Source organism: Bacillus sp. FSL W7-1582 (assembly GCF_038593325.1).
Classification (GTDB): Bacteria; Bacillota; Bacilli; order Bacillales; family Bacillaceae; genus Bacillus; species Bacillus altitudinis.
Genome location: NZ_CP151987.1, coordinates 15,001 through 39,926 on the forward strand (window position 1 = coordinate 15,001; position 24,926 = coordinate 39,926).

The following is a 24,926-nucleotide window of genomic DNA, read 5'->3' on the forward strand; positions in this document are numbered from 1 at the left end:
CTACTTTCACTAAAGTAGAGGGTTGTTTTTGAAACTCCAGAATATGACCCATTTCAGGTATTTTTGAAAGGAGTTTGATCATCGTAAATCGCTCATCTTCAAGACCATTTAAATGAAATAAGTGCTTTAATACATGCATACATAATCCGTTTCGCTGAATCTTGACTTCATCCTCACTAAAGCGATAATGTTGCTTCTTTCTTTTTCTTGAGGTGACACCATGAGCTAAGACAGAGGTTTGAGAAGGATAGTCGGGATCCACTGTCAGCAAACATGCCTTTAACAGCTGTGCCATTCCATAAAACAATAAAATCGGTTTTAGTTCAAGTGGAGCTGATGCAGCTTGGTCATAAAATGTATGACCGTGCTTTAAAAAGTAAATAAATCGTTCACAGTTTTTATAGGCCTGCTGGTTTGCCTCCTGAATGTTCCGTTTCTCGTACTGTTGAAATAGAAACTTTTGGGAAGTTTCAAGTGAGTAAAAACGTTTTAAATCCTTCCATCCTGAACTTTTCATCTTCTTCCTCAACTCTCTTTATATTTTCTAAAAATTGCAACTGTTTGTTGCTTCCTTGACATGCTGTTTCCTAGTTGATAATCTACATATAATATTTTGCCGAAAAGAGGGGGATTTACTAATGTGGGAAAGTAAATTTTCAAAAGAAGGTTTGACGTTTGACGATGTGTTGCTTGTTCCAGCAAAGTCTGAGGTGCTTCCGCGTGATGTCAATTTATCAGTTGAGTTAACAAGCACTTTAAAGCTGAACATTCCAATTATTAGTGCAGGAATGGATACTGTGACGGAATCACAAATGGCGATTGCAATGGCACGTCAAGGTGGTCTTGGAATCATCCATAAGAACATGTCTATTGAGCAGCAAGCTGAACAAGTGGACAAAGTAAAACGTTCAGAGCGTGGTGTTATTACAAATCCATTTTTCTTAACACCGGATCATCAAGTATTCGATGCAGAACATTTAATGGGTAAATATCGTATTTCTGGTGTACCGATTGTTAATAACGAACAAGATCAAAAGCTTGTTGGGATTATTACGAACCGTGACCTTCGTTTTATTTCGGATTATTCAATGAAGATTAGCGACGTGATGACAAAAGAGGAACTTGTGACAGCTTCTGTTGGAACAACATTAGAAGAAGCTGAAAAAATCCTTCAGCAATATAAAATTGAAAAATTACCTCTTTTAGATGACGAAGGAACATTAAAAGGTCTCATCACCATCAAAGATATTGAAAAAGTGATCGAATTCCCTAACTCCTCTAAAGATGCACATGGCCGTTTAATTGTTGGTGCCGCTGTAGGTGTCACTGGCGATACAATGACTCGTGTGAAAAAATTAGTAGAAGCCAATGTTGATGTGATCGTCATTGATACAGCACACGGTCATTCTCAAGGTGTTCTAGACACTGTATCGAAAATCCGTGAAACGTATCCTTCTCTTAACATCATTGCTGGTAACGTTGCAACAGCTGAAGCAACAAAAGCATTGTTTGAGGCTGGAGCAGATATTGTAAAAGTGGGTATTGGACCAGGATCGATTTGTACAACACGTGTTGTTGCAGGGGTCGGTGTACCACAAATCACAGCGATTTATGACTGTGCAACAGAAGCAAGAAAACATGGTAAATCTATTATTGCAGATGGTGGAATTAAATATTCAGGTGATATCGTGAAAGCATTAGCTTCTGGTGGACATGCTGTTATGCTGGGAAGCCTGCTTGCTGGTACATCTGAAAGCCCAGGAGAAACAGAAATTTTCCAAGGTAGACGTTTCAAAGTATATCGTGGTATGGGTTCTGTTGCTGCAATGGAAAAAGGAAGTAAAGATCGTTACTTCCAAGAAGATAATAAAAAATTCGTTCCAGAAGGTATCGAAGGACGTACACCGTATAAAGGACCAGTTGTTGACACTGTTTACCAACTCGTTGGCGGTATTCGCTCTGGTATGGGCTACTGTGGAACACAGGACTTACGTACTCTTAGAGAAGAAGCACAATTCATTCGCATGACAGGTGCAGGTCTTCGTGAGAGCCATCCACATGATGTACAAATTACAAAAGAATCACCAAACTACACAATTTCTTGATAAATTGTGACAATCAAATTACATTTGACAGGGTCTATGACTCTGTCTATTTTTTTTGTCTTTATTGTGATAAAATTTATACTGTTGTGTCGAAATAAGCCCTTGTGGATTAAATATATATGAAAAACGTCGAAAAAAGATGAATACGGAGGTATGACGATTGAACAGCAAGATGTTGAAACAGCTTATGGTCTCTATCCTTGCATTGGCATTGATTGTTACTGCATTTACCCCAATGTCCAAAGCAAAAGCGGCTGAAGATCCATTCAATGTGAATGCGAAAGCAGCCATCCTTATTGAAGCTTCTACAGGTAAAATTCTTTATAGTAAAAATGCAGAACAAAGACTGCCTATTGCAAGTATGGCAAAGATGATGACAGAGTATCTATTACTAGAGGCGATTGCTGAAGGCAAAGTGAAATGGGATCAAACATATACGCCAGATGATTACGTGTACGAAATTTCTCAGGACCGCAGTTTATCCAATGTTCCATTGAGAAAAGATGGTTCGTATACTGTCAAAGAACTTTATCAAGCAACGGCTATTTATTCAGCAAACGCAGCAGCAATTGGTCTAGCAGAGGTAATCGCTGGATCAGAATCAAAGTTTGTTGAAAAAATGAATGCAAAAGCAAAAGAACTTGGCTTAACCAATTACAAATTCGTGAATGCAACTGGATTAGAAAATAAAGACTTACATGGCAAACAGCCAAAAGGTACGGGACCTGATGAAGAAAGCGAAGTTTCCGCAAAGGATATGGCTTTGCTTGCACAGCATCTCATCAAAGATCATCCAGAAATTCTTGAAACAGCAAGCATCGCGAAAACAAAGTTCAGAGAAGGCACAGATGACGAAATGGACATGCCAAACTGGAACTTTATGCTTAAAGGACTTGTGAAAGAATATGAAGGCGTAGACGGTCTGAAAACGGGCTCTACTGATTCAGCTGGTTCTAGCTTCACAGGTACAGCAAAACGTGGTGACATGCGTGTGATCGCAGTTGTCCTGAATGCTAAAGGGAATCTTCATACAGCTCGTTTTGATGTGGCGAAAAAATTGTTCGATTATGCCTTTAAAAACTTCACGATGAAAGAAATGTACAAAAAAGGCCAACAAATCAAAGGACATGAAAACATCGAAGTCGATAAAGGGAAAGATAAAGAAGTACCCGTCGTGACGAAAGAAGCTTTCTCTGTACCGGTTAAAAATGGTGACGAGAAGAGCTATAAAGCGAAAGTAAATATTGATAAAAAGAACCTAGAAGCTCCTATTAAAAAAGGAACGAAGGTTGGCATGCTGACGACTTCTTATTCTGGTGATGAGAAGGACTACGGCTATTTGAGTAAAGACCAATCAGGTGTTGAGCTTGTGACGAAAACAGGTGATGAAAAAGCAAACTGGTTCATCCTTGCAATGCGTGGTGTAGGTGGATTCTTCGCTGGCATTTGGGGCGGAATCGTCGACACAGTAAAAGGTTGGTTCTAATAAAAAAACTGCTCTCTATATGTGAGAGCAGTTTTTTTATCGTTAAAAGAAAAGAGATTGTTTGTGGTTTTGAGGTGTAGACAAGGCCTGCTGAAAAATACCACATAACTTTTCCATACCTTCCGTCAGTGCCTTTTCATTCACATAAGAAAAACTCAGACGTATATAATTCTGCTTCGGCTCCCCAGGATAGCAGACAGAGCCAGGCAGGAAGGTGATTTGTTGCTTCCGTGCCTCATGTAATAGGGCACGTGTATCGACCCAGGAAGGAAAGCTAAGCCACAAATTGAGCCCGCCCTGTGGGATTTGCCAGGTGACGTCCTTTGGCGCATGCTTTGTCAACACATCCATCATCAAATCGCGTCTCACCTTCAAGGCAGTTCTTAATTTTTTCGTATGATCGATCATTTTCTTGGAAGTGAGAAACGGTAAGATCGCCTTTTGGGTGAGAAGCGGGCTCCCTAAATCATTATTGGCTTTTGCAGCTAATAAACGGTTAAATATAGAGCCTGACGCTGTAATAATTCCAATTCTGCATCCTGGAGCCAGTGTCTTGCTTAATCCTCGTAAATATATGACGTGTCCATCGTGATCTAGGCTTTTAATGGGTGCCGGCGGTTTCTTTTCAAAATAAAGCTCACGATAAGGATCATCCTCTACAATGAGACAATCAATGCTTTGTGCCAGTAAAAGCAGCTGTTTTCTTCGTTTCATCGACATACTGGCGCCTGTAGGACTGTGAAAAGTAGGAATGGTATAGATGAGCTTTGGTTTATATTTATCACAAATGCTTTGAAGCTGTTTCATGTTCATTCCTTCATGGTCGACAGGAACCGTAATAATTCGTGCCCCTCTCCCCATAAAGACATCAATTGCGCCTGGATAGGTGGGCGCCTCCATGACAACTACATCATCCGGCCCGATAAATGTACGTGCTACTAAATCAAGCCCTTGCTGAGAACCGCTAGTGACAAGGATATTTTCAGGAGTAGAAGGGACATCTAATTTTTCTAGAAATGATTGAATGACCTGACGAAGCTGAAGGTCACCTTGTATTTCTCCGTATTTTGACATGATTTGAGGATGCCGGGCCAGGACATGCTGCATTTCTTTTTCTAAATACCGGTTAGGTAAAAGACCAGGATCAATCATAGAGGAAGAAAGATTAATGGCTTCTTCGACATAGTGATACTGAGCGAATTGAGACCTTGGTAAATAATCAGGGATCGATAACTGCCAATCGAAAGAAGTAGATGACTGAACCGGGATGTCAGTTTGCTCATGCTGCTCATTCACAAACGTACCTTTTCCTTGTACAGTCGTTAAAAATCCGTCGTCCTTAAGCCGTGTATAGGCTTTTGCTGCTGTGACAAGACTTACATTCAGCTGTTTCGCTAGATCACGTACAGTCGGCAGCTTATCGCCTTGCTGAAGCAGACCTGATTGAATGTGATCAACGATGGAAAAGTAAATCTGATTCGAAAGAGATGTATCTGAATGTCGATGGATATCAATATGCATGAAAATCCTCCAATGGGTGTGGAATTGTTATAGATGTTTCGAATTGTTATAGATGTATTATAACATGTTAATAACACTTAAAAGAGGGAATGATGCTTTTTTAACTATGAAACTTTGATATATAAGGGTTTCTTCTTTTTTATGAGCTAATTGAATTGTTATACTATTCTCTTTATTGTTATACTCTAACGCTTGTATGATAAAGGTGTTGAATTAATCGAATAGACAAATGGGAGGAAACAATTGTGAGCAATAAGGGAACTGAACGAGTAAAACGTGGAATGGCAGAAATGCAAAAAGGTGGCGTCATTATGGATGTCGTCAATGCTGAGCAGGCAAAAATCGCAGAAGAAGCAGGCGCAGTGGCAGTAATGGCACTAGAACGAGTACCAGCTGACATCCGTGCAGCAGGCGGTGTTGCCCGTATGGCAGACCCAAGAATCGTAGAAGAAGTACAAAATGCAGTAACGATTCCAGTCATGGCAAAAGCACGTATCGGTCACATCGTGGAAGCTCGTGTTCTTGAAGCACTTGGTGTTGATTATATTGATGAGAGTGAAGTGCTGACGCCCGCAGATGAGGAATTCCATTTAAATAAAAATGAATACACGGTTCCTTTCGTATGTGGCTGCCGTGATCTAGGTGAGGCGACTCGTCGTATTGCAGAAGGTGCATCTATGCTTCGTACAAAAGGTGAGCCTGGTACAGGAAATATTGTAGAAGCTGTTCGTCATATGAGAAAGGTCAATGCTCAAATTCGTAAAGTGGCGGCAATGAGTGAAGATGAATTGATGACAGAAGCCAAGAATCTGGGCGCACCTTATGAATTATTGCTTCAAATTAAAAAAGAAGGCAAATTGCCAGTTGTAAACTTTGCAGCTGGAGGTGTTGCGACACCAGCAGATGCAGCACTCATGATGCAGCTTGGAGCAGATGGTGTATTTGTCGGCTCTGGTATCTTCAAATCAGACAATCCAGCTAAATTTGCAAAAGCGATCGTAGAAGCAACGACTCATTTCACAGATTACCGTCTAATTGCAGAGCTTTCTAAAGAGCTTGGAACAGCGATGAAAGGAATTGAAATTTCAAATCTATTGCCAGAAGAGCGTATGCAAGAGCGTGGCTGGTAATTAAGGGAGCGCAAACGAACATGCTAACAATTGGTGTACTAGGGCTTCAAGGAGCGGTGAGAGAGCATATTCAATCGATTGAAGCGTGTGGCGCAGCGGGAAAGATCATCAAGCGGGTAGAGGAGTTAGAAATTGTTGACGGTCTCATTATCCCTGGTGGTGAAAGTACGACGATGAGAAGACTCATGGATACGTACCAATTCATTGAACCGATTAAAGCGTTCGCTGCTCAAGGTAAACCGATATTTGGGACTTGTGCCGGTTTGATTATGCTGGCAAAGCATATAGAAGATCGAGAAGATGCTCATCTTGGACTGTTAAATGTATCTGTTGCACGTAATTCGTTTGGCAGACAGGTAGACAGCTTTGAAGCAGATGTAGAAGTGAAAGGACTGGATGCGCCGTTTACAGGTGTGTTCATCCGTGCCCCACATATCATCAGCGCAAATGAGAGCGTAGAGGTCATGGCTGAGTATGACGGCAGGATTGTGATGGCGAAAGAAAACAATATCTTAGGTTGTTCTTTTCATCCAGAGCTGACAGATGACCATCGGTTAACACAGCTGTTTGTTGAGATGGTGGAGTCCTATAAAACGAAGCTTGCTGTATAAAACGGTTGAAAAGAGATAAAACTTATAGTACATTAAAATCACAATCAAAGATCGAAAAAGCGTTGACGGGAAATAGTAAGAAGCCCCTCTTTCTCAGAGAGCCGATGGTTGGTGAGAATCGGTGAAAGATGCATTCTGAATCCATCCTTGAGCGAAATGCTGAAACATGAAGTAAGCATTTACGGTGATGCCGTTACAGAGGAAAGAGGAAAGCATGCTTTTGGCGTGTTTTCAATCAGGGTGGCAACGCGAGAGCTCTCGTCCCTTTCATGGGATGAGGGCTCTTTTTATTTTTCGATAAAAAAGGAGTGTTACACATGCTGGATATTAAACAACTGCGCACGGATTTTGATCAAATCAAAGAAAAATTAGCCCATCGAGGCGAAGATTTAGCGGATTTTGATAAGTTTGGTGAACTGGATCAAAAAAGAAGAGAATTAATCGGCAAAACAGAAGTATTAAAGAGCCGAAGAAATGAAGTATCACAGCAAGTGGCTGTTCTAAAAAGAGAAAAGAAAGACGCCGATCACATTATTCAAGAAATGCGTGAGGTAGGCGATGAGATTAAGAAGTTAGATGATGAATTAAGAACAGTAGAGGAAAGCCTGCAAACCATCCTATTCTCAATTCCAAACATCCCTCATGACTCTGTACCAGTCGGTGAAACAGAAGATGACAACATTGAAGTGAGAAAATGGGGCGAACAGCCAGCCTTCTCATTTGAACCAAAGCCGCATTGGGATGTAGCGGATGAGCTGAAAATTTTGGATTTTGAACGTGCAGGAAAAGTGACAGGAAGCCGTTTCGTTTTTTATAAAGGGCTAGGCGCACGGTTAGAGCGTGCACTTTATAACTTTATGTTGGATTTACACGTAGATGAATTTGGTTTTACTGAAGTACTACCACCTTATATGGTCAACAGAGCAAGCATGACAGGAACCGGACAGCTTCCAAAGTTTGAAGAGGATGCTTTTAAAATTCGAGAAGAAGATTATTTCCTCATTCCAACGGCTGAAGTGCCAATTACGAACATGCACCGTGACGAAATTCTTGAAGGAGAGCAGCTGCCAATCAATTATGCAGCATTTAGTGCTTGCTTTAGATCAGAAGCTGGTTCTGCCGGCAGAGATACGCGCGGACTCATCCGTCAGCACCAATTTAACAAAGTAGAGCTTGTGAAATTTGTCAGACCAGAAGATTCTTATGAAGAATTAGAGAAACTAACAAACCAAGCAGAAAAAGTTCTTCAATTATTGAACCTGCCATACCGTGTCATGAGTATGTGTACAGGAGATTTAGGCTTTACGGCTGCGAAGAAATATGATATCGAAGTATGGATTCCAAGCCAAAATACGTATCGTGAAATTTCTTCTTGCAGTAACTTTGAAGCGTTCCAAGCGAGACGAGCAAACATTCGTTTCCGCCCTGAGCCTAAAGCCAAGCCAGAACACGTCCACACATTAAATGGATCTGGTTTAGCAGTAGGAAGAACTGTTGCAGCCATTTTAGAAAACTATCAACAAGAGGATGGAACAGTGATCATTCCTGAGGTGTTACGTCCTTATATGGGAAATAAAGAAGTGATAAAATAAGATGCCGTCATGGCATCTTATTCTTTTTACCTAAACTTCTACAGCTTTTCTAAAATAAGCCGATAAAAGAACTAAAAGCATCTAGGAAAGAAGGAATAACCTTGAATAGGCTTGACTATTATGTTGAAATGGCTCAATTACTCAGAAAAGTTCTAGATGAAAGTGTCCTTTTCGGCATCACTGATACAGAAAAGGTACTTTGCTATTATCCATCGACCACAGTAGATTTTGGCATTAAAGTAGGGGACGCTTTAAACCCAGAGGACCAAAACGTGGCGACGACATTAAGAGGACAAGAATATGATGGGCATTTGCCAGAGTCTTTATATGGTTATGAAATTGCTGTAAAAGGTTATCCGATTTTTGATGAAGATAGAAAAGTGATTGGCTCCTTTTTAGTGGCTTTTTCACATCATCGTGAGAAGAAATTAAGCGGCTATATGGAACATATCAATAAAGTAGCGAAAGAGTTACAAGGTGGAATTGAGCAAATTGCTGCTCATTCTCAAGAACTGGCTGCGACAAGCTTAGAAATTAGTGAGCAGGCCGGAAGAGCAGAAGAGAAATCCGCAAATATTGAAGAAGTCGTCAAAACTATTGGCGGTATTGCGAGACAAACAAACCTGTTAGGACTCAATGCTGCAATTGAAGCGGCAAGAGCAGGTGAAAATGGAAAAGGCTTTGCTGTTGTTGCAGACGAGGTACGTAAGTTATCAGATGGATCAAAGGAAGCAGCTGAAACCATTAATGCATTTTTAAAAGAAATCCAAGACAGCATTGGCACTTTATCTGAAAATATCTCACAAATCAGCAGTTCAACAAACGAACAAGCTAAACAAGTGACAGACTTTACAAAGATTATTGAGTCATTAAATGATTTTAAAGAAGAGATGAATACTTTTATTGAAGAAATTAGACAGGATACGTAATAGATGAAGAGCAGCCGATAATCGGCTGCTTTTTATAGGCTAAACATCATACCAAAATCAAATGTTGAAAATTTTTTCGAAAAGATGTTGACTTAAAATAAGATGATATGATATATTAATTCTTGTCGATACGGAGGAATACCCAAGTCCGGCTGAAGGGATCGGTCTTGAAAACCGACAGGGGTGTCAAAGCCCGCGGGGGTTCGAATCCCTCTTCCTCCGCCATATTGATTTTACCTTAGTTGAATTGAAACGCATAAAAATTGGAAATTGTCAAACCGCTGCATTCGAGAAATGCAGCGGTTTTTTTTTATTTTGTGTTAGAGCGATTTTTTTGAATAACAGAAGCAATTTCATGAAGAATTGGATCAAGTGAGCTTTCATCATGAAGTAAGTCATAATCTTCAATGTTAATTTTAATCACAGGGCACAGATCAAATTGTTCAATCCATTCTGTATATCGAGTGTACATTTCTTCCCAATATGCTCGATCGGTTTGAGTTTCCATCTCTCTCCCGCGCTCTTCAATACGATGTAATATATGATCTAAATCCCCATGTAAGTAGATAAGGACATCTGGGTGAGGGAAGTAAGGTGTCATCACCATCGCCTCAAATAGACTCGTATACGTTTCATAGTCTACCTCTGACATGGTACCTTTGTCTGCGTGCATTTTAGCAAAAATACCAGTGTCCTCATAAATGGACCGATCTTGTACATAACCTCCACCAGACTCGAAGATTCGTTTCTGCTCCTTAAAACGTTCAGCTAGAAAATAGACCTGTAAATGAAAGCTCCATCTTTGGAAATCTGAATAAAAAGGCTCTAAGTATGGATTATCATCTACTTTTTCGAGAGAAGTTTGAAACCCTAGCTTGTCCGCTATTGTTTTCGTCATGGTCGATTTTCCGACACCAACTGTCCCTGCAATTGTAATGACAGCATCCTTTGGTATTTCAATATTTTTCATAGTACTTGCTCCTTTATGTTCTGTACAATTTGCTGGTAATCTTGCTGTGAGGAAACGAAGTCTGTATGATCGCCTTCAATTGTAATGATAGGAAGACCTGGGTCAGTTTGTTTTAAATGCTCGATGGCTAACTCATAATCTTCAATCAGAGTTTTTAAATAAGCTGGATCAATGTCTTCTTCAAAAGATCGGCCTCTCATCTTTATTCTATCAAGCAAGGTGGGAAGGCTGGCTTTTATATAGATCATGGCATTTGGTTTAGGAAGATCATCTGTCAGCAAGTGATAGATCTTTCTGTATTTATCCATGTGCTTTTTAGATAAGGTTCTTTCTGCAAAGATCATATTTTTATAGACATGATAATCAGTGACAATCGGCTGCTGTTTTTTGACATAATTCTCTTCAATAGATTCTAACTGTTTAAACCGATTGCATAGAAAGAACATCTCAAGCTGAAAGCTCCATTGTTCCATATCTTCATAAAATTTATCTAAGAATGGATTTTCTTCTACAATTTCTTTTACTAAAGGAAATTGAAATTCCTTTGAAAGCATTGTAGCCAAGGTTGTTTTTCCGGCTCCAATTGGGCCTTCCACTGCAATAAAAGGGGCAGGATACATAGGCGTTCTCCTCTATCTATAAAGTTGTCAAACCAATGTATATTGTACCATACCCCTTCTGAGAGATAGAGCGTATGAATTACGATGTCGTTCTTTTTTCAATATTAAATTGATCTGATAACAACAACCAGTTTTGTGGGAAGGATAGACCTAATTTCCAGTAAGCAATTCCATTTAGGTTTAACTCTTTAATGAGATTAAATTTGGCTTGAATGGATCTTGCATCTTCAAACCAAACCTCGTGTTCTTTGTTGTTAGCATCTGTATAACGGAAATAAGGTGCTTGTGCTGTTTCGTCATATAAAATGGATACATTATTCTCTCTAGCAATGGCGATCGCTTGTTGAGGGCTGACGGCTTTGGCGATAGGGCCTCCTTGAACATAAGGGAGTGTCCAATCATATCCATATAAATTCTGCCCCATCACAATTTTATTGGCAGGTATGACAGTCAGTGCATATTCAATGACTTGGCGGACAGGGCCGATCGGAGAGACGGCTTGTGCAGGCCCGCCGCTGTAGCCCCACTCATAAGTCATTAGCACAACATGATCAACAATCTTTCCAATTGCTTCATAGTCATGCGCCTCATACCATTTTCCTTTCTGTTCACTGCTTGTTTTAGGAGCGAGTGCCACAGAAATAGTCCAACCCTGTTGATGAAAACGAGTTGTTGCTTCTCTTAAAAATTGAAGGTAGGCTTCTTTATCAACAGGGCGTAAATATTCAAAGTCAAAATGGATTTCTTTTAATTGATACTTTTGAGCAACGCGGACGATTTCATTTAATAATGTCGTTTTGACAGATTGATTTGTTAAAAGGATTCGCCCGAGTTCATCACTAAATTTATCATTCTCTAGATTTGTGACTACCATGGATAAAACCGTTCTGCTTTGAGCGGCAATCTGAGGCAATTGATCTAATGGTGGCTCGCGAAGTGTTCCGTCTCTTTGCGCTTGAAAACTAAAAGCGCCGAGATGTGTTAAGTATGGAGATGCCTCTCTGGCTGCTTGCTTTAAATTTTCGCTGACTTGGTTTCCGCGTGGTTCTATATAAGCATTAGAATTTATATTTCTTTTCGGTCTTTGTGGAATATAAAGCAAGAAGCGAATAGGCAATATAGCTTCAGGTCGAATCCGATTCACACGTGCCAATTCTTCTACCGAAATTTGAAATCTTCTTCCAATTTGATAAAGTGTATCATTATGTTTGACCTCATAAAATTGACCTCTAATAGGGATGACAATTGTTTGTCCAACGACTAGTTGATTTGGTGTTTCGATGTCGTTGGTCCGAATGATTTCATTTACCGTTGTTTTAAAACGCATGGCAATCTCATTTAACGTATCTCCTCTTTTGACAACATAAATTTGAATGGTCAACGCCCCCTTTGTTATTGCTAACAATTTATGAGGGTGATGGATAAATCATGTTTGATTTTCATCCGTGATCTCTTTAGTGGTTGTGATTTTGGCGAGAAGAACGTTCTCCATCATCGTTAAAGCGTACTCGTTGTCCCTATCATCATTTGAAGCAATACAATCTTTAGGTACAGTGAGGTTGTACTCTCGCATGTAAGCGTCATTTGCAGTGAACAGGACACAGATGTTTCCGGCAATTCCAGTTAAAATAAGTTCTTGCACACCTAATTCATTTAGGAGTGTCTCTAGTGCTGTTCCGTAAAAAGCAGAGTGCTTAGGTTTAATTAAGAAATAATCATCTTTAGATGGTGCCATTTGCTCTAAAATAGGGGCACTTCTTTCGTTTTTACATGTTTCCATAACAGCTTTGATATCAGCCTTCCAGAGTCCATAGTGGTCGTTGATATAGATAATTGGCCAATTTTTCTTGAAAGCGTGTTGTTTAAGGGCTAAAATTTTATTGGTCATTTGCTCTGTTTTTTCAGCGAGCACATGTCCCATTTCGAAATCAAAATTATTGATCATGTCAATAATAAGCAGTGCCTTTTGTTGTTTTGGCAAATCAAGACCCCCTTTAAAAGATTGTGATAATATGTTAACCTCAATATCCTTTAAAAAAACATGAAAAGAGAGCCGTGCTATGACGAAAGATGAACAGTTTATGCAAGAAGCTATTTCTGAAGCTTTGAAAGCAAAACAAATAGGAGAAGTTCCAATCGGTGCCGTCATCGTTGTTGATGATCAAATTGTAAGCCGTGCTCACAATTTAAGGGAAAGTGAACAGCGATCAATTGCTCATGCGGAATTACTTGCTATTGATGAAGCGTGTAAAATGACTGGTAGCTGGCGTTTAGAAGATGCTGTACTTTATGTTACACTCGAACCGTGCCCAATGTGTGCAGGCGCTATTGTACTTTCAAGAGTGAAAAAGGTCGTTTTTGGTGCCTATGATCCTAAAGGTGGATGTGCTGGTACTTTAATGAATTTATTGGACGATGAGCGGTTCAATCATCAGTCTGAAGTCATTGGCGGTGTGCTTGAAAATGAGTGTGGTGAGCTGTTAAGTCAGTTCTTTCGAGACCTCCGTCAGCGGAAGAAGCAGGCGAAAAGTAAATGAATGGATGTCGTTTGCAATTTTATCACTTAGAAGGTATACTTATGTCTGCGTCACCAACAATTTAATATTCATTTTGCCGTGCTAAGCGGGGAGGTAGCGGTGCCCTGTACTCGCAATCCGCTCTAGCGAGGCCGAATCCCTTCTCAAGGTTCGTTTACTTCAAGGTCTGCCTTAAATAAGTGGTGTTGACGTCTGGGTCCTGCGCAATGGGAATTCATGAACCATGTCAGGTCCGGAAGGAAGCAGCATTAAGTGAAACCTCTCATGTGCCGCAGGGTTGCCTGGGCCGAGCTAACTGTTTAAGTAACGCTTGGGGTAGCGAATCGACAGAAGGTGCACGGTAAATCAATATTAAATGTAACTCATCTAGTTTATCTAGGTGAGTTTTTTGTTGCTATTGAAAGAATATATCAGTTGTTTTGTTTATACAAATAGTAAAAAAGCCATTTTCGGGTGAGGTATTTTTGAAGCAATTCATAAAGGGAACAAATGTTCTTGTTGATCTGACAGACATTTTCAGAAAGCAGGAAAACACGTTTTTTAATCAAGAAAAGTAAAAAGTTTTTAAAGGAAATGCCCTTTTTCGTTTATTAGAAAATAAAGGTGTACTTTTGAATTGATCGTTGCATCATGTATAATGAACATGATGATAAATGGAGGAGGGCGTATTTGTGAGTTATCAAGCTTTATACCGAGTGTTCAGACCTCAAGTTTTTGAGGATGTTGTTGGACAAGAACACATCACAAAAACGTTGCAAAATGCCCTTTTGCAGAAAAAGTTTTCTCATGCTTACTTATTTTCAGGTCCTAGAGGAACAGGTAAAACAAGTGCTGCCAAGATTTTTGCGAAAGCAGTGAACTGTGAAAAGTCACCTGTTAGTGAGCCGTGTAATGAGTGTGATGCCTGTAGAGGGATTACGACCGGTTCGATTTCAGACGTGATTGAAATAGATGCTGCCTCAAATAACGGGGTAGATGAAATTCGGGATATACGTGATAAAGTGAAATTTGCTCCTTCAGCGGTTACATATAAGGTTTATATTATAGATGAGGTACATATGCTCTCTATCGGGGCATTTAATGCACTTCTTAAAACCCTAGAGGAACCACCTGCTCATTGTATCTTTATTTTGGCTACCACAGAGCCTCATAAGATTCCTCTTACCATCATATCAAGATGTCAGAGATTTGATTTTAAACGGATCACGACAAAAGATATTGTTGGACGAATGGAGAAAATTGTAGATGCAGAAAGCCTGAATATACAAGAGGGTTCACTCGAGATTATTGCTAGTGCGGCAGATGGAGGCATGCGTGACGCACTCAGTCTCCTTGACCAAGCGATCTCATTTAGTGGTGAACAGCTCACAATTGATGATGCACTGCTCATTACAGGTGCTGTATCTCAGCATTTCATTAGTCAGCTTGCTGAAGCCATTTTTGAGCAAAATATTGCGATAGCGCTGGATACGTTAAATGAATTGCTTCAACAGGGGAAAGATGCCGCGAAATTAATAGAGGATATGATCTTCTACTTTAGAGATATGCTTCTTTACAAAACAGCACCGGATCTTGAAGGTGTCCTTGAAAAAGTCAAAGTCGACGATAAGTTTGTGGCTCTTTCAGAACGTGTGGCACCTCAGTTTCTTTATGAAACGATTGAAGTGTTGAATAAAAGCCATCAGGAAATGAAATGGACAAACCATCCTAGAATTTTCTTTGAAGTAGCTGTGGTTAAGCTCTGTCAGTCAACGGTTGGTGCTGTATCATCTCCGGCTGATTCCGACCTAACAGCGTTAACGAATAAAATAGACAGGCTGGAACAGGAGCTATCTAGGCTAAAAGCTGAGGGTGTTCCAATGACTCAGTCTCAGAGTCCTCAAGCAAAAACGGAAGCACCTCGACCTCAAACGAGTAATAAAAATGGTTATCGTGCACCTGTCGGTCGAATTCATGAGATTTTAAAAGAAGCGAAGCGGCCGGAGCTAGAAAAAATAAAAGGCAAATGGGGAGAGCTTCTTGCCCAATTAAAACAGCAAAATAAGGTATCTCACGCTGCGCTATTAACAGATAGTGAACCAGTTGCGGCGGCAACTCATGCCTTTGTTTTAAAATTCAAATTTGAAATACATTGTAAGATGGTGGCCGAAGATAAAAGTGGTGTTCGAACCAATCTTGAGCAACTGCTAGAATCTATGCTAGGAAAAAGAGTGGAATTAGTTGGCGTTCCTGACGCTCAATGGGGTAAAATAAGAGAAGAATTTTTAAGAGATCATCAGCCTGAAGAACAAGCAGATGGTCAGGCAGCTTCTGCTGAAGAAGATCCATTAATTGCAGAAGCAAAGAAGTTAGTAGGAACCGATTTAATTGAAATTAAAGATTAACAATTTGAAAGAGAGTGGTGTTCATATGCGCGGTGGAATGGGAAATATGCAAAAAATGATGAAACAAATGCAAAAAATGCAGAAGGATATGGCTAAGGCTCAAGAAGAGCTTGCAGAAAAAGTCCTTGAAGGTACGGCAGGTGGCGGCATGGTCACTGTAAAAGTAAATGGACAAAAAGAAGTCGTTGATGTGGCGATTAATGAAGAAGTTGTTGATCCTGAAGACATCGATATGCTTCAAGACCTTGTACTTGCAGCAACAAATGATGCATTGAAAAAAGTTGATGAACTAACGAATGAAACAATGGGTCAATTCACAAAAGGAATGAACATGCCAGGTTTATTCTAGGAGGAATAACTGAAGATGCAATATCCTGAACCAATATCAAAGCTGATTGATAGCTTTATGAAATTGCCAGGAATCGGACCTAAAACTGCGGTCCGTCTGGCTTTTTTTGTTCTTAGTATGCAAGAAGATGTCGTGCTGGATTTTGCGAAGGCACTTGTTAATGCAAAGCGTAATTTAACTTATTGTTCTGTTTGCGGACATATCACCGACCAGGATCCTTGCTATATTTGTGAAGATACAAGAAGAGATCAATCTGTGATCTGTGTCGTGCAGGATCCAAAAGATGTGATCGCAATGGAAAAAATGAAAGAATACAACGGCTTATATCATGTGCTTCATGGTGCTATTTCACCAATGGACGGAATTGGGCCAGAGGATATTAAAATTCCTGACCTATTAAAAAGATTGCAAGACGATCAAGTCACAGAGGTCATTCTTGCAACCAATCCAAACATTGAGGGAGAAGCGACAGCCATGTATATCTCTAGATTGTTGAAACCATCAGGAATTAAACTCTCTCGCATTGCTCACGGACTCCCAGTAGGTGGAGATTTAGAGTATGCGGATGAAGTCACACTTTCTAAGGCTCTAGAAGGCAGACGTGAGATGTAGGAAGGAGAAGTACGGTACATGGGTTTTCTTCGCAGAAAATCAATTCGAAAAGAATTCGATGAGATATTAATTCAACAGCTTTTTAAGCAAAAGGAAGAATGGAACAGACAAAAAAAGCTTGTCGCAAATAGCGTTGAGCCTTCACCGGACATTCTATTCGAATTAAAGCTTGCTCAAGCGAAGTACTTTTTCTATCTGAGAGAAGCGAAAAAGAGAAATTTACGTTTAAACAACTGGAGATAGCAGGTCTATTTTCCATAATCCTCTCATATGCTTGTACTATTCATATGAAGAGGAGATGAGAGGATTATGGAACCTGTTATTGTGATTGGTTCAATTTTGTTAGCTGTTTTATTGTTGTTTATGTCAGGTGTTCAAGCGAATCCATTCAAATGGTTAGGGCTTATTGGAGTTAAGTTTGTCGCAGGTGCTCTTTTTTTATTTTGTCTCAATTTATTCGGTGAGAGTTTAGGGCTTCATGTTTCCATTAACCCTGTAACGAGTGGAATTAGTGGTTTGTTGGGCATTCCAGGTGTAGCAGCTTTAGTCGTAATTGAAAAGTTTATTATTTAATGCAAAATATTGTTGACTTTGATTATATATGGTGGTAAATTAATATACGTCGCTGATGACGAAGAAACGAAAAAACATAATAACAAAAAAGTTGTTGACACTAACAACTTGGACGTGATAAGATGTTCTAGTCGCTTCTGAAGCGGTAAACAAGTTCTTTGAAAACTAAACAAGACAAAACGTACCTGTTAATTCGAGTTTTTATAAAAAAATCCTATGATACATCATAGGTAGTCAGTCAAACTGGCGAAAAGCAAAACTTCGGTTTTGTACTTTTTCGGAGAGTTTGATCCTGGCTCAGGACGAACGCTGGCGGCGTGCCTAATACATGCAAGTCGAGCGGACAGAAGGGAGCTTGCTCCCGGATGTTAGCGGCGGACGGGTGAGTAACACGTGGGTAACCTGCCTGTAAGACTGGGATAACTCCGGGAAACCGGAGCTAATACCGGATAGTTCCTTGAACCGCATGGTTCAAGGATGAAAGACGGTTTCGGCTGTCACTTACAGATGGACCCGCGGCGCATTAGCTAGTTGGTGAGGTAACGGCTCACCAAGGCGACGATGCGTAGCCGACCTGAGAGGGTGATCGGCCACACTGGGACTGAGACACGGCCCAGACTCCTACGGGAGGCAGCAGTAGGGAATCTTCCGCAATGGACGAAAGTCTGACGGAGCAACGCCGCGTGAGTGATGAAGGTTTTCGGATCGTAAAGCTCTGTTGTTAGGGAAGAACAAGTGCAAGAGTAACTGCTTGCACCTTGACGGTACCTAACCAGAAAGCCACGGCTAACTACGTGCCAGCAGCCGCGGTAATACGTAGGTGGCAAGCGTTGTCCGGAATTATTGGGCGTAAAGGGCTCGCAGGCGGTTTCTTAAGTCTGATGTGAAAGCCCCCGGCTCAACCGGGGAGGGTCATTGGAAACTGGGAAACTTGAGTGCAGAAGAGGAGAGTGGAATTCCACGTGTAGCGGTGAAATGCGTAGAGATGTGGAGGAACACCAGTGGCGAAGGCGACTCTCTGGTCTGTAACTGACGCTGAGGAGCGAAAGCGTGGGGAGCGAACAGGATTAGATACCCTGGTAGTCCACGCCGTAAACGATGAGTGCTAAGTGTTAGGGGGTTTCCGCCCCTTAGTGCTGCAGCTAACGCATTAAGCACTCCGCCTGGGGAGTACGGTCGCAAGACTGAAACTCAAAGGAATTGACGGGGGCCCGCACAAGCGGTGGAGCATGTGGTTTAATTCGAAGCAACGCGAAGAACCTTACCAGGTCTTGACATCCTCTGACAACCCTAGAGATAGGGCTTTCCCTTCGGGGACAGAGTGACAGGTGGTGCATGGTTGTCGTCAGCTCGTGTCGTGAGATGTTGGGTTAAGTCCCGCAACGAGCGCAACCCTTGATCTTAGTTGCCAGCATTCAGTTGGGCACTCTAAGGTGACTGCCGGTGACAAACCGGAGGAAGGTGGGGATGACGTCAAATCATCATGCCCCTTATGACCTGGGCTACACACGTGCTACAATGGACAGAACAAAGGGCTGCGAGACCGCAAGGTTTAGCCAATCCCACAAATCTGTTCTCAGTTCGGATCGCAGTCTGCAACTCGACTGCGTGAAGCTGGAATCGCTAGTAATCGCGGATCAGCATGCCGCGGTGAATACGTTCCCGGGCCTTGTACACACCGCCCGTCACACCACGAGAGTTTGCAACACCCGAAGTCGGTGAGGTAACCTTTATGGAGCCAGCCGCCGAAGGTGGGGCAGATGATTGGGGTGAAGTCGTAACAAGGTAGCCGTATCGGAAGGTGCGGCTGGATCACCTCCTTTCTAAGGATATATGGAGCAGCGTATGTTTTCGTCTTGTTTAGTTTTGAAGGAACTTGCAAAAGATCCTACAACATCATATCTTCGATATGAAAGATGGGCCTGTAGCTCAGCTGGTTAGAGCGCACGCCTGATAAGCGTGAGGTCGGTGGTTCGAGTCCACTCAGGCCCACCATCTTCTATTAAATCGGGGCCTTAGCTCAGCTGGGAGAGCGCCTGCCTTGCACGCAGGAGGTCAGCGGTTCGATCCCGCTAGGCTCCACCAACGTGTTCTTTGAAAACTAGATAACAATAAGTAATACATTCACATTGAATGCAATGCAAAGTTCATCACACATAGTGATTCTTTCTAAAGTAAGAAATGGTTAAGTTAGAAAGGGCGCACGGTGGATGCCTTGGCACTAGGAGCCGATGAAGGACGGGACGAACACCGATATGCTTCGGGGAGCTGTAAGCAAGCTTTGATCCGGAGATTTCCGAATGGGGAAACCCACTGCTCGTAATGGAGTAGTATCCATACTTGAATACATAGAGTATGAGAAGGCATACCCGGGGAACTGAAACATCTAAGTACCCGGAGGAAGAGAAAGCAAATGCGATTCCCTGAGTAGCGGCGAGCGAAACGGGAACAGCCCAAACCAAGAGGCTTGCCTCTTGGGGTTGTAGGACACTCTATACGGAGTTACAAAGGAACGATATAAGCGAAGAGGTCTGGAAAGGCCCGCCAAAGAAGGTAACAGCCCTGTAACTGAAATGTTGTTCTCTCCAGAGTGGATCCTGAGTACGGCGGAACACGTGAAATTCCGTCGGAATCCGGGAGGACCATCTCCCAAGGCTAAATACTCCCTAGTGACCGATAGTGAACCAGTACCGTGAGGGAAAGGTGAAAAGCACCCCGGAAGGGGAGTGAAATAGATCCTGAAACCGTGTGCCTACAAGTAGTCAGAGCCCGTTAACGGGTGATGGCGTGCCTTTTGTAGAATGAACCGGCGAGTTACGATCCCGTGCAAGGTTAAGCAGAAGATGCGGAGCCGCAGCGAAAGCGAGTCTGAATAGGGCGCATGAGTACGTGGTCGTAGACCCGAAACCAGGTGATCTACCCATGTCCAGGGTGAAGTTCAGGTAACACTGAATGGAGGCCCGAACCCACGCACGTTGAAAAGTGCGGGGATGAGGTGTGGGTAGGGGTGAAATGCCAATCGAACCTGGAGATAGCTGGTTCTCTCCGAAATAGCTTTAGGGCTAGCCTCAAGGTAAGAGTCTCGGAGGTAGAGCACTGATTGGACTAGGGGCCCCTACCGGGTTACCGAATTCAGTCAAACTCCGAATGCCGATGACTTATCCTTGGGAGTCAGACTGCGAGTGATAAGATCCGTAGTCGAAAGGGAAACAGCCCAGACCGCCAGCTAAGGTCCCAAAGTATACGTTAAGTGGAAAAGGATGTGGAGTTGCTTAGACAACCAGGATGTTGGCTTAGAAGCAGCCACCATTTAAAGAGTGCGTAATAGCTCACTGGTCGAGTGACTCTGCGCCGAAAATGTACCGGGGCTAAACGTATCACCGAAGCTGCGGACTGTTCTTACGAACAGTGGTAGGAGAGCGTTCTAAGTGCAGTGAAGTCAGACCGGAAGGACTGGTGGAGCGCTTAGAAGTGAGAATGCCGGTATGAGTAGCGAAAGACGGGTGAGAATCCCGTCCACCGAATGCCTAAGGTTTCCTGAGGAAGGCTCGTCCGCTCAGGGTTAGTCGGGACCTAAGCCGAGGCCGAAAGGCGTAGGCGATGGACAACAGGTTGATATTCCTGTACCACCTCCTCACCATTTGAGCAATGGGGGGACGCAGGAGGATAGGGTAAGCGCGGTATTGGATATCCGCGTCCAAGCAGTTAGGCTGGGAAATAGGCAAATCCGTTTCCCGTGAAGGCTGAGCTGTGATGGCGAGCGAAATTTAGTAGCGAAGTTCCTGATTCCACACTGCCAAGAAAAGCCTCTAGCGAGGTGAGAGGTGCCCGTACCGCAAACCGACACAGGTAGGCGAGGAGAGAATCCTAAGGTGATCGAGAGAACTCTCGTTAAGGAACTCGGCAAAATGACCCCGTAACTTCGGGAGAAGGGGTGCTTCTTAGGGTGTTAAAGCCCCGAGAAGCCGCAGTGAATAGGCCCAGGCGACTGTTTAGCAAAAACACAGGTCTCTGCGAAGCCGTAAGGCGAAGTATAGGGGCTGACGCCTGCCCGGTGCTGGAAGGTTAAGAGGAGCGCTTAGCGTAAGCGAAGGTGCGAATTGAAGCCCCAGTAAACGGCGGCCGTAACTATAACGGTCCTAAGGTAGCGAAATTCCTTGTCGGGTAAGTTCCGACCCGCACGAAAGGCGCAACGATCTGGGCACTGTCTCAACGAGAGACTCGGTGAAATTATAGTACCTGTGAAGATGCAGGTTACCCGCGACAGGACGGAAAGACCCCGTGGAGCTTTACTGCAGCCTGATATTGAATGTTGGTACAGCTTGTACAGGATAGGTAGGAGCCTTGGAAACCGGAGCGCTAGCTTCGGTGGAGGCATCGGTGGGATACTACCCTGGCTGTATTGACCTTCTAACCCGCTGCCCTTATCGGGCAGGGAGACAGTGTCAGGTGGGCAGTTTGACTGGGGCGGTCGCCTCCTAAAATGTAACGGAGGCGCCCAAAGGTTCCCTCAGAATGGTTGGAAATCATTCGCAGAGTGTAAAGGCACAAGGGAGCTTGACTGCGAGACCTACAAGTCGAGCAGGGACGAAAGTCGGGCTTAGTGATCCGGTGGTTCCGCATGGAAGGGCCATCGCTCAACGGATAAAAGCTACCCCGGGGATAACAGGCTTATCTCCCCCAAGAGTCCACATCGACGGGGAGGTTTGGCACCTCGATGTCGGCTCATCGCATCCTGGGGCTGTAGTCGGTCCCAAGGGTTGGGCTGTTCGCCCATTAAAGCGGTACGCGAGCTGGGTTCAGAACGTCGTGAGACAGTTCGGTCCCTATCCGTCGCGGGCGCAGGAAATTTGAGAGGAGCTGTCCTTAGTACGAGAGGACCGGGATGGACGCACCGCTGGTGTACCAGTTGTTCTGCCAAGGGCATCGCTGGGTAGCTATGTGCGGACGGGATAAGTGCTGAAAGCATCTAAGCATGAAGCCCCCCTCAAGATGAGATTTCCCATTCCGCAAGGAAGTAAGATCCCTGAAAGATGATCAGGTTGATAGGTCTGAGGTGGAAGCGTGGTGACACGTGGAGCTGACAGATACTAATAGATCGAGGACTTAACCTATATTCTAATGTGAAAAATGAACGTTGTTATCTAGTTTTGAGAGAACATTCTCTCCATCAGGTTTGGTGGCGATAGCGAAGAGGTCACACCCGTTCCCATACCGAACACGGAAGTTAAGCTCTTCAGCGCCGATGGTAGTTGGGGGTTTCCCCCTGTGAGAGTAGGACGCCGCCAAGCTTTTCAAAGGATCAGTTCCAATCGGAACTGGTCTTTTTTGTATTTTAAAAAAGGAACAAACACTCGATCTGGCATGGATACATATACTAAACTATCATCTGAAACATTCTTAATTTTGTATACAATTGAAAGCGCTAGGGCATACTGAAGCTATAAGTGGAGGTGTCACAATGAGCAAAAAAGAGCGAGAAGCAATTTGTTTGATTTGTGAAGAGAAAAAAACAAAGGGAATTTATTTATATCATCAGTTTTTATGTCGAGATTGTGAACAGAAGTTAATTTCTACATCAACCTCGGATCCTAGTTATGCTGATTATGTAAGAAAGCTTAAAAATCTTCATACGCCGCCTTTGTATTCATAGACCATTAGATGGTCTTTTTTTATGGGCAATCGGGGATTAGGCCTGTTTTTTGGAACTTAGTTTGGACATCAACCGTAATAAATAATAAGATAAACAGAGAGCCTGATTATTCATAGGAGTCGATGAACATGAAATCAATTTTTTACACATTTGTATGGGCCGTTCTCTCTACTCTTTTTTCGCTGGTGATTTTAACTGTCAGTATTGGTGTTTTCCATCATCATGTTGGATTGTCGATACTGTATGCGATGATTGGGTGGGGTGTGATGTTTGCAGGAAGCCGATGGGCTGCCTTCCAGTTGTTTTTGAAGAAACACGGACTGTCTCGCAGTGATTATGTATATATTAAACAGCACTTAAAAGAAGCTGGGCAAAAGCTGGTTCGTTTGAAGAGAGCTTTATTTGCTGTGAAGAACGTACAGACGATCAAGCATAATTATGAAATTCTTCGGCTTGCACGACGCATCTATACGATAACAAAAAAGGAACCGAACCGGTTTTATGATGCACAGCGGTTTTATTTTGAGAGTTTGGATTCTGTTGTTGAATTAACTGAGAAATATGCACTGCTGTATAATCAGCCGAATCGTAGCCATGAGCTTGAAATGACATTAAGCCAAACTCGAGTCACGCTGACTGAACTGCAAAAGCAATTAACGAATGATTTACAGCAAGTTTTAGGAAGAGATATAGAAGCACTTCATATTGAACTTGAAGTGGCCGATAAAATGATTAAAAAATAGACATGAAAGGAGTCAAACTCGATGAAACCAGAAGATCCAGTCATACCACTAGCCCCATCTACTACAGATCTTCCGTTTCGGGTGTTTGATACCTTATCTGATGAGGAAAAGCAGGAGGCGCTACAGCGAGCTGAGAAGATCCCTGGCCATCCACAAAAACTGCTTTTCTATGGCACACGTGTGCAGGAACGATTGTTAGAACAATCAAAACAAATGATGCAATATGTGGAGAAAAAAGATATTGAGCAAATCGGAGATGTTCTCGAGTCCTTTTTACAGCAACTGCATTTAGTGGAGCCAGAGGATTTATTGCCAAAGAAGCGGGGCTTTTTTTCAAGGTTGTTTCAGCGAGAAAAGCGTTCGACTCAGGAGATCATATCTCGTTTTAAACAAGCGGAAGCACAGATAGAAAGATTGTCAGCAAGGCTTCGTTACGCAAGAGGCGTGCTAATTTCGGACCATAAGTTATTAGAGCGTTTATTTGAAGAAAATCAATCATACTTTCAAGAGATGACGTTACAGGTTGCAGCAGTTGAAGCAAAATTGACGCTGTTAGAGCAACATGCCCTAACAGAATCACATTCACATGATCGGAGATTAGAGGAACAATTGATGAGTCGGGAAGTCGATGAAGAAGAATATATGGAGAGATTAAAAGAACGTAAGTATGATTTGTTGTTGAGCCGTCAAATCGCACTGCAATGTAATGCCCAAATTCGAATGATTCAGCATACAAACCATACTTTAGCCAATCATATTCAATCAACTGTTTCCGCATCAATTCCTTTATGGATCAACCAAATGTCGATTGCGTTCAATCATATTCAGCAGCGAGCCAATTCAGCGCTTGAGCAGCGTATCCAGCAAACATATGAACAGGTATCGAAGCAGCAAGGACAGCTGCTTGAAGATGCATCCTTAACGCCTATAGATACGTTGAAAAAAGTTCAGCGCCAATTGGCCGAAACATTGCGGGAAACGTTGCAGGTAAAAGAACATGGGAGCCAAGAACGAGCTCAATTAAAAAGTAGCATGCATGAGGCAGAGCAGAAGCTGGTGAATCATAAACCAATAAAGGAATGAGAATCCATCTTTCAGTTCACTTGTTTGA

Annotated in this window: 21 protein-coding genes, 3 tRNA genes, 3 rRNA genes, 1 other RNA gene and 1 other annotated feature (1 of these 29 running past the window's edge); of the genes, 22 read left to right on the forward strand and 6 right to left on the reverse strand. The window is 42.5% G+C overall.

The window, feature by feature from the left end:
* Nucleotides 1-517: the 5' portion of a YaaC family protein gene (locus NSQ11_RS00065; RefSeq protein WP_025206586.1), read on the reverse strand. Its footprint begins 452 nt before the window's first position; the window shows 517 of its 969 coding nt (coding positions 1-517); its start codon is at nucleotides 515-517; its stop codon lies beyond the left edge, outside the window.
* A gap of 121 nt (nucleotides 518-638) precedes the next feature.
* Here NSQ11_RS00065 and guaB point away from each other — a divergent pair, with 121 nt between their 5' ends.
* Nucleotides 639-2,105, forward strand: a complete 1,467-nt coding sequence (guaB, locus tag NSQ11_RS00070; RefSeq protein ID WP_008342039.1) for an IMP dehydrogenase — start codon at nucleotides 639-641, stop codon at nucleotides 2,103-2,105.
* Between the two features lie 160 nt (nucleotides 2,106-2,265).
* Nucleotides 2,266-3,591, forward strand: coding sequence for a D-alanyl-D-alanine carboxypeptidase family protein (locus NSQ11_RS00075; RefSeq protein ID WP_008342036.1), 1,326 nt, complete (start codon nucleotides 2,266-2,268; stop codon nucleotides 3,589-3,591).
* 42 nt (nucleotides 3,592-3,633) lie between these two features.
* On the opposite strand, the gene NSQ11_RS00080 is transcribed toward NSQ11_RS00075, so the two are convergent.
* The gene (locus NSQ11_RS00080; RefSeq protein WP_008342034.1) at nucleotides 3,634-5,112 is read right to left on the reverse strand and encodes a PLP-dependent aminotransferase family protein; all 1,479 of its coding nucleotides are present in this window, start codon (nucleotides 5,110-5,112) and stop codon (nucleotides 3,634-3,636) included.
* Nucleotides 5,113-5,357: 245 nt separating this feature from the next.
* Between NSQ11_RS00080 and pdxS the strand changes: the two genes are divergently transcribed.
* The 5 genes from pdxS to NSQ11_RS00105 all read left to right on the forward strand — a co-directional run bounded on the left by pdxS (nucleotide 5,358) and on the right by NSQ11_RS00105 (nucleotide 9,599).
* On the forward strand, nucleotides 5,358-6,242 hold the full coding sequence (gene pdxS, locus NSQ11_RS00085; protein ID WP_008342033.1) for a pyridoxal 5'-phosphate synthase lyase subunit PdxS: 885 nt from the start codon (nucleotides 5,358-5,360) through the stop codon (nucleotides 6,240-6,242).
* A 20-nt stretch (nucleotides 6,243-6,262) separates the two neighbouring features.
* Nucleotides 6,263-6,853: a pyridoxal 5'-phosphate synthase glutaminase subunit PdxT gene (gene pdxT / locus NSQ11_RS00090; RefSeq protein ID WP_116307718.1), complete on the forward strand. Its 591-nt coding sequence runs from the start codon at nucleotides 6,263-6,265 to the stop codon at nucleotides 6,851-6,853.
* A gap of 53 nt (nucleotides 6,854-6,906) precedes the next feature.
* Nucleotides 6,907-7,122, forward strand: a binding site (T-box leader).
* A 48-nt stretch (nucleotides 7,123-7,170) separates the two neighbouring features.
* On the forward strand, nucleotides 7,171-8,445 hold the full coding sequence (gene serS / locus NSQ11_RS00095; RefSeq protein WP_008342028.1) for a serine--tRNA ligase: 1,275 nt from the start codon (nucleotides 7,171-7,173) through the stop codon (nucleotides 8,443-8,445).
* Nucleotides 8,446-8,546: 101 nt separating this feature from the next.
* On the forward strand, nucleotides 8,547-9,374 hold the full coding sequence (locus tag NSQ11_RS00100) for a methyl-accepting chemotaxis protein (RefSeq protein ID WP_007496062.1): 828 nt from the start codon (nucleotides 8,547-8,549) through the stop codon (nucleotides 9,372-9,374).
* 132 nt (nucleotides 9,375-9,506) lie between these two features.
* A tRNA-Ser gene (locus NSQ11_RS00105) sits at nucleotides 9,507-9,599 on the forward strand.
* A gap of 85 nt (nucleotides 9,600-9,684) precedes the next feature.
* Here NSQ11_RS00105 and NSQ11_RS00110 read toward each other — a convergent pair.
* The 4 genes from NSQ11_RS00110 to NSQ11_RS00125 form a co-directional block, all read right to left on the reverse strand.
* Nucleotides 9,685-10,344: a deoxynucleoside kinase gene (locus NSQ11_RS00110; protein ID WP_024719578.1), complete on the reverse strand. Its 660-nt coding sequence runs from the start codon at nucleotides 10,342-10,344 to the stop codon at nucleotides 9,685-9,687.
* The gene (locus NSQ11_RS00115; RefSeq protein WP_017366700.1) at nucleotides 10,341-10,964 is read right to left on the reverse strand and encodes a deoxynucleoside kinase; all 624 of its coding nucleotides are present in this window, start codon (nucleotides 10,962-10,964) and stop codon (nucleotides 10,341-10,343) included. Before NSQ11_RS00115 ends, NSQ11_RS00110 begins: the two co-directional genes overlap by 4 nt.
* Before the next feature lie 79 nt (nucleotides 10,965-11,043).
* Entirely contained in the window at nucleotides 11,044-12,345 is a 1,302-nt protein-coding gene (locus tag NSQ11_RS00120; protein ID WP_216099606.1) for a glycoside hydrolase family 18 protein, read from the reverse strand.
* A 45-nt stretch (nucleotides 12,346-12,390) separates the two neighbouring features.
* Complete coding sequence (locus NSQ11_RS00125; RefSeq protein WP_041091587.1) at nucleotides 12,391-12,945, reverse strand: isochorismatase family cysteine hydrolase; 555 nt, start codon at nucleotides 12,943-12,945, stop codon at nucleotides 12,391-12,393.
* Between the two features lie 79 nt (nucleotides 12,946-13,024).
* Between NSQ11_RS00125 and tadA the strand changes: the two genes are divergently transcribed.
* The 15 genes from tadA to NSQ11_RS00200 all read left to right on the forward strand — a co-directional run bounded on the left by tadA (nucleotide 13,025) and on the right by NSQ11_RS00200 (nucleotide 24,898).
* Nucleotides 13,025-13,501, forward strand: coding sequence for a tRNA adenosine(34) deaminase TadA (gene tadA / locus NSQ11_RS00130; RefSeq protein ID WP_008342015.1), 477 nt, complete (start codon nucleotides 13,025-13,027; stop codon nucleotides 13,499-13,501).
* A gap of 76 nt (nucleotides 13,502-13,577) precedes the next feature.
* An RNA gene (ffs, locus tag NSQ11_RS00135) (signal recognition particle sRNA large type) lies at nucleotides 13,578-13,842 on the forward strand.
* 330 nt (nucleotides 13,843-14,172) lie between these two features.
* Nucleotides 14,173-15,885 (forward strand): DNA polymerase III subunit gamma/tau, encoded by a 1,713-nt coding sequence (gene dnaX, locus NSQ11_RS00140; protein WP_058214430.1) that lies wholly within the window; start codon nucleotides 14,173-14,175, stop codon nucleotides 15,883-15,885.
* A 25-nt stretch (nucleotides 15,886-15,910) separates the two neighbouring features.
* On the forward strand, nucleotides 15,911-16,234 hold the full coding sequence (locus tag NSQ11_RS00145; RefSeq protein WP_008342011.1) for a YbaB/EbfC family nucleoid-associated protein: 324 nt from the start codon (nucleotides 15,911-15,913) through the stop codon (nucleotides 16,232-16,234).
* Between the two features lie 15 nt (nucleotides 16,235-16,249).
* Nucleotides 16,250-16,846, forward strand: a complete 597-nt coding sequence (gene recR / locus NSQ11_RS00150; RefSeq protein ID WP_003218094.1) for a recombination protein RecR — start codon at nucleotides 16,250-16,252, stop codon at nucleotides 16,844-16,846.
* Between the two features lie 18 nt (nucleotides 16,847-16,864).
* A complete protein-coding gene (locus NSQ11_RS00155) occupies nucleotides 16,865-17,089 on the forward strand; it encodes a YaaL family protein (RefSeq protein WP_008342008.1) in 225 nt (74 codons plus the stop codon).
* Between the two features lie 66 nt (nucleotides 17,090-17,155).
* Nucleotides 17,156-17,419, forward strand: coding sequence for a pro-sigmaK processing inhibitor BofA family protein (locus tag NSQ11_RS00160; RefSeq protein ID WP_008342006.1), 264 nt, complete (start codon nucleotides 17,156-17,158; stop codon nucleotides 17,417-17,419).
* 274 nt (nucleotides 17,420-17,693) lie between these two features.
* Nucleotides 17,694-19,242 (forward strand): 16S ribosomal RNA (locus NSQ11_RS00165).
* A 95-nt stretch (nucleotides 19,243-19,337) separates the two neighbouring features.
* Nucleotides 19,338-19,414, forward strand: a tRNA-Ile gene (locus NSQ11_RS00170).
* 14 nt (nucleotides 19,415-19,428) lie between these two features.
* Nucleotides 19,429-19,504, forward strand: a tRNA-Ala gene (locus tag NSQ11_RS00175).
* 98 nt (nucleotides 19,505-19,602) lie between these two features.
* Nucleotides 19,603-22,533, forward strand: a 23S ribosomal RNA gene (locus NSQ11_RS00180).
* Between the two features lie 61 nt (nucleotides 22,534-22,594).
* A 5S ribosomal RNA gene (gene rrf / locus NSQ11_RS00185) occupies nucleotides 22,595-22,710 on the forward strand.
* Together the 16S, 23S and 5S rRNA genes with 2 tRNA genes alongside form the textbook arrangement of a ribosomal RNA operon.
* A 170-nt stretch (nucleotides 22,711-22,880) precedes the next feature.
* Entirely contained in the window at nucleotides 22,881-23,072 is a 192-nt protein-coding gene (locus tag NSQ11_RS00190) for a sigma factor G inhibitor Gin (RefSeq protein WP_060831988.1), read from the forward strand.
* Between the two features lie 128 nt (nucleotides 23,073-23,200).
* On the forward strand, nucleotides 23,201-23,815 hold the full coding sequence (locus NSQ11_RS00195; RefSeq protein WP_138824857.1) for a 5-bromo-4-chloroindolyl phosphate hydrolysis family protein: 615 nt from the start codon (nucleotides 23,201-23,203) through the stop codon (nucleotides 23,813-23,815).
* Between the two features lie 21 nt (nucleotides 23,816-23,836).
* Nucleotides 23,837-24,898, forward strand: coding sequence for a toxic anion resistance protein (locus NSQ11_RS00200; protein ID WP_138824859.1), 1,062 nt, complete (start codon nucleotides 23,837-23,839; stop codon nucleotides 24,896-24,898).
* Nucleotides 24,899-24,926: the final 28 nt, after the last annotated feature.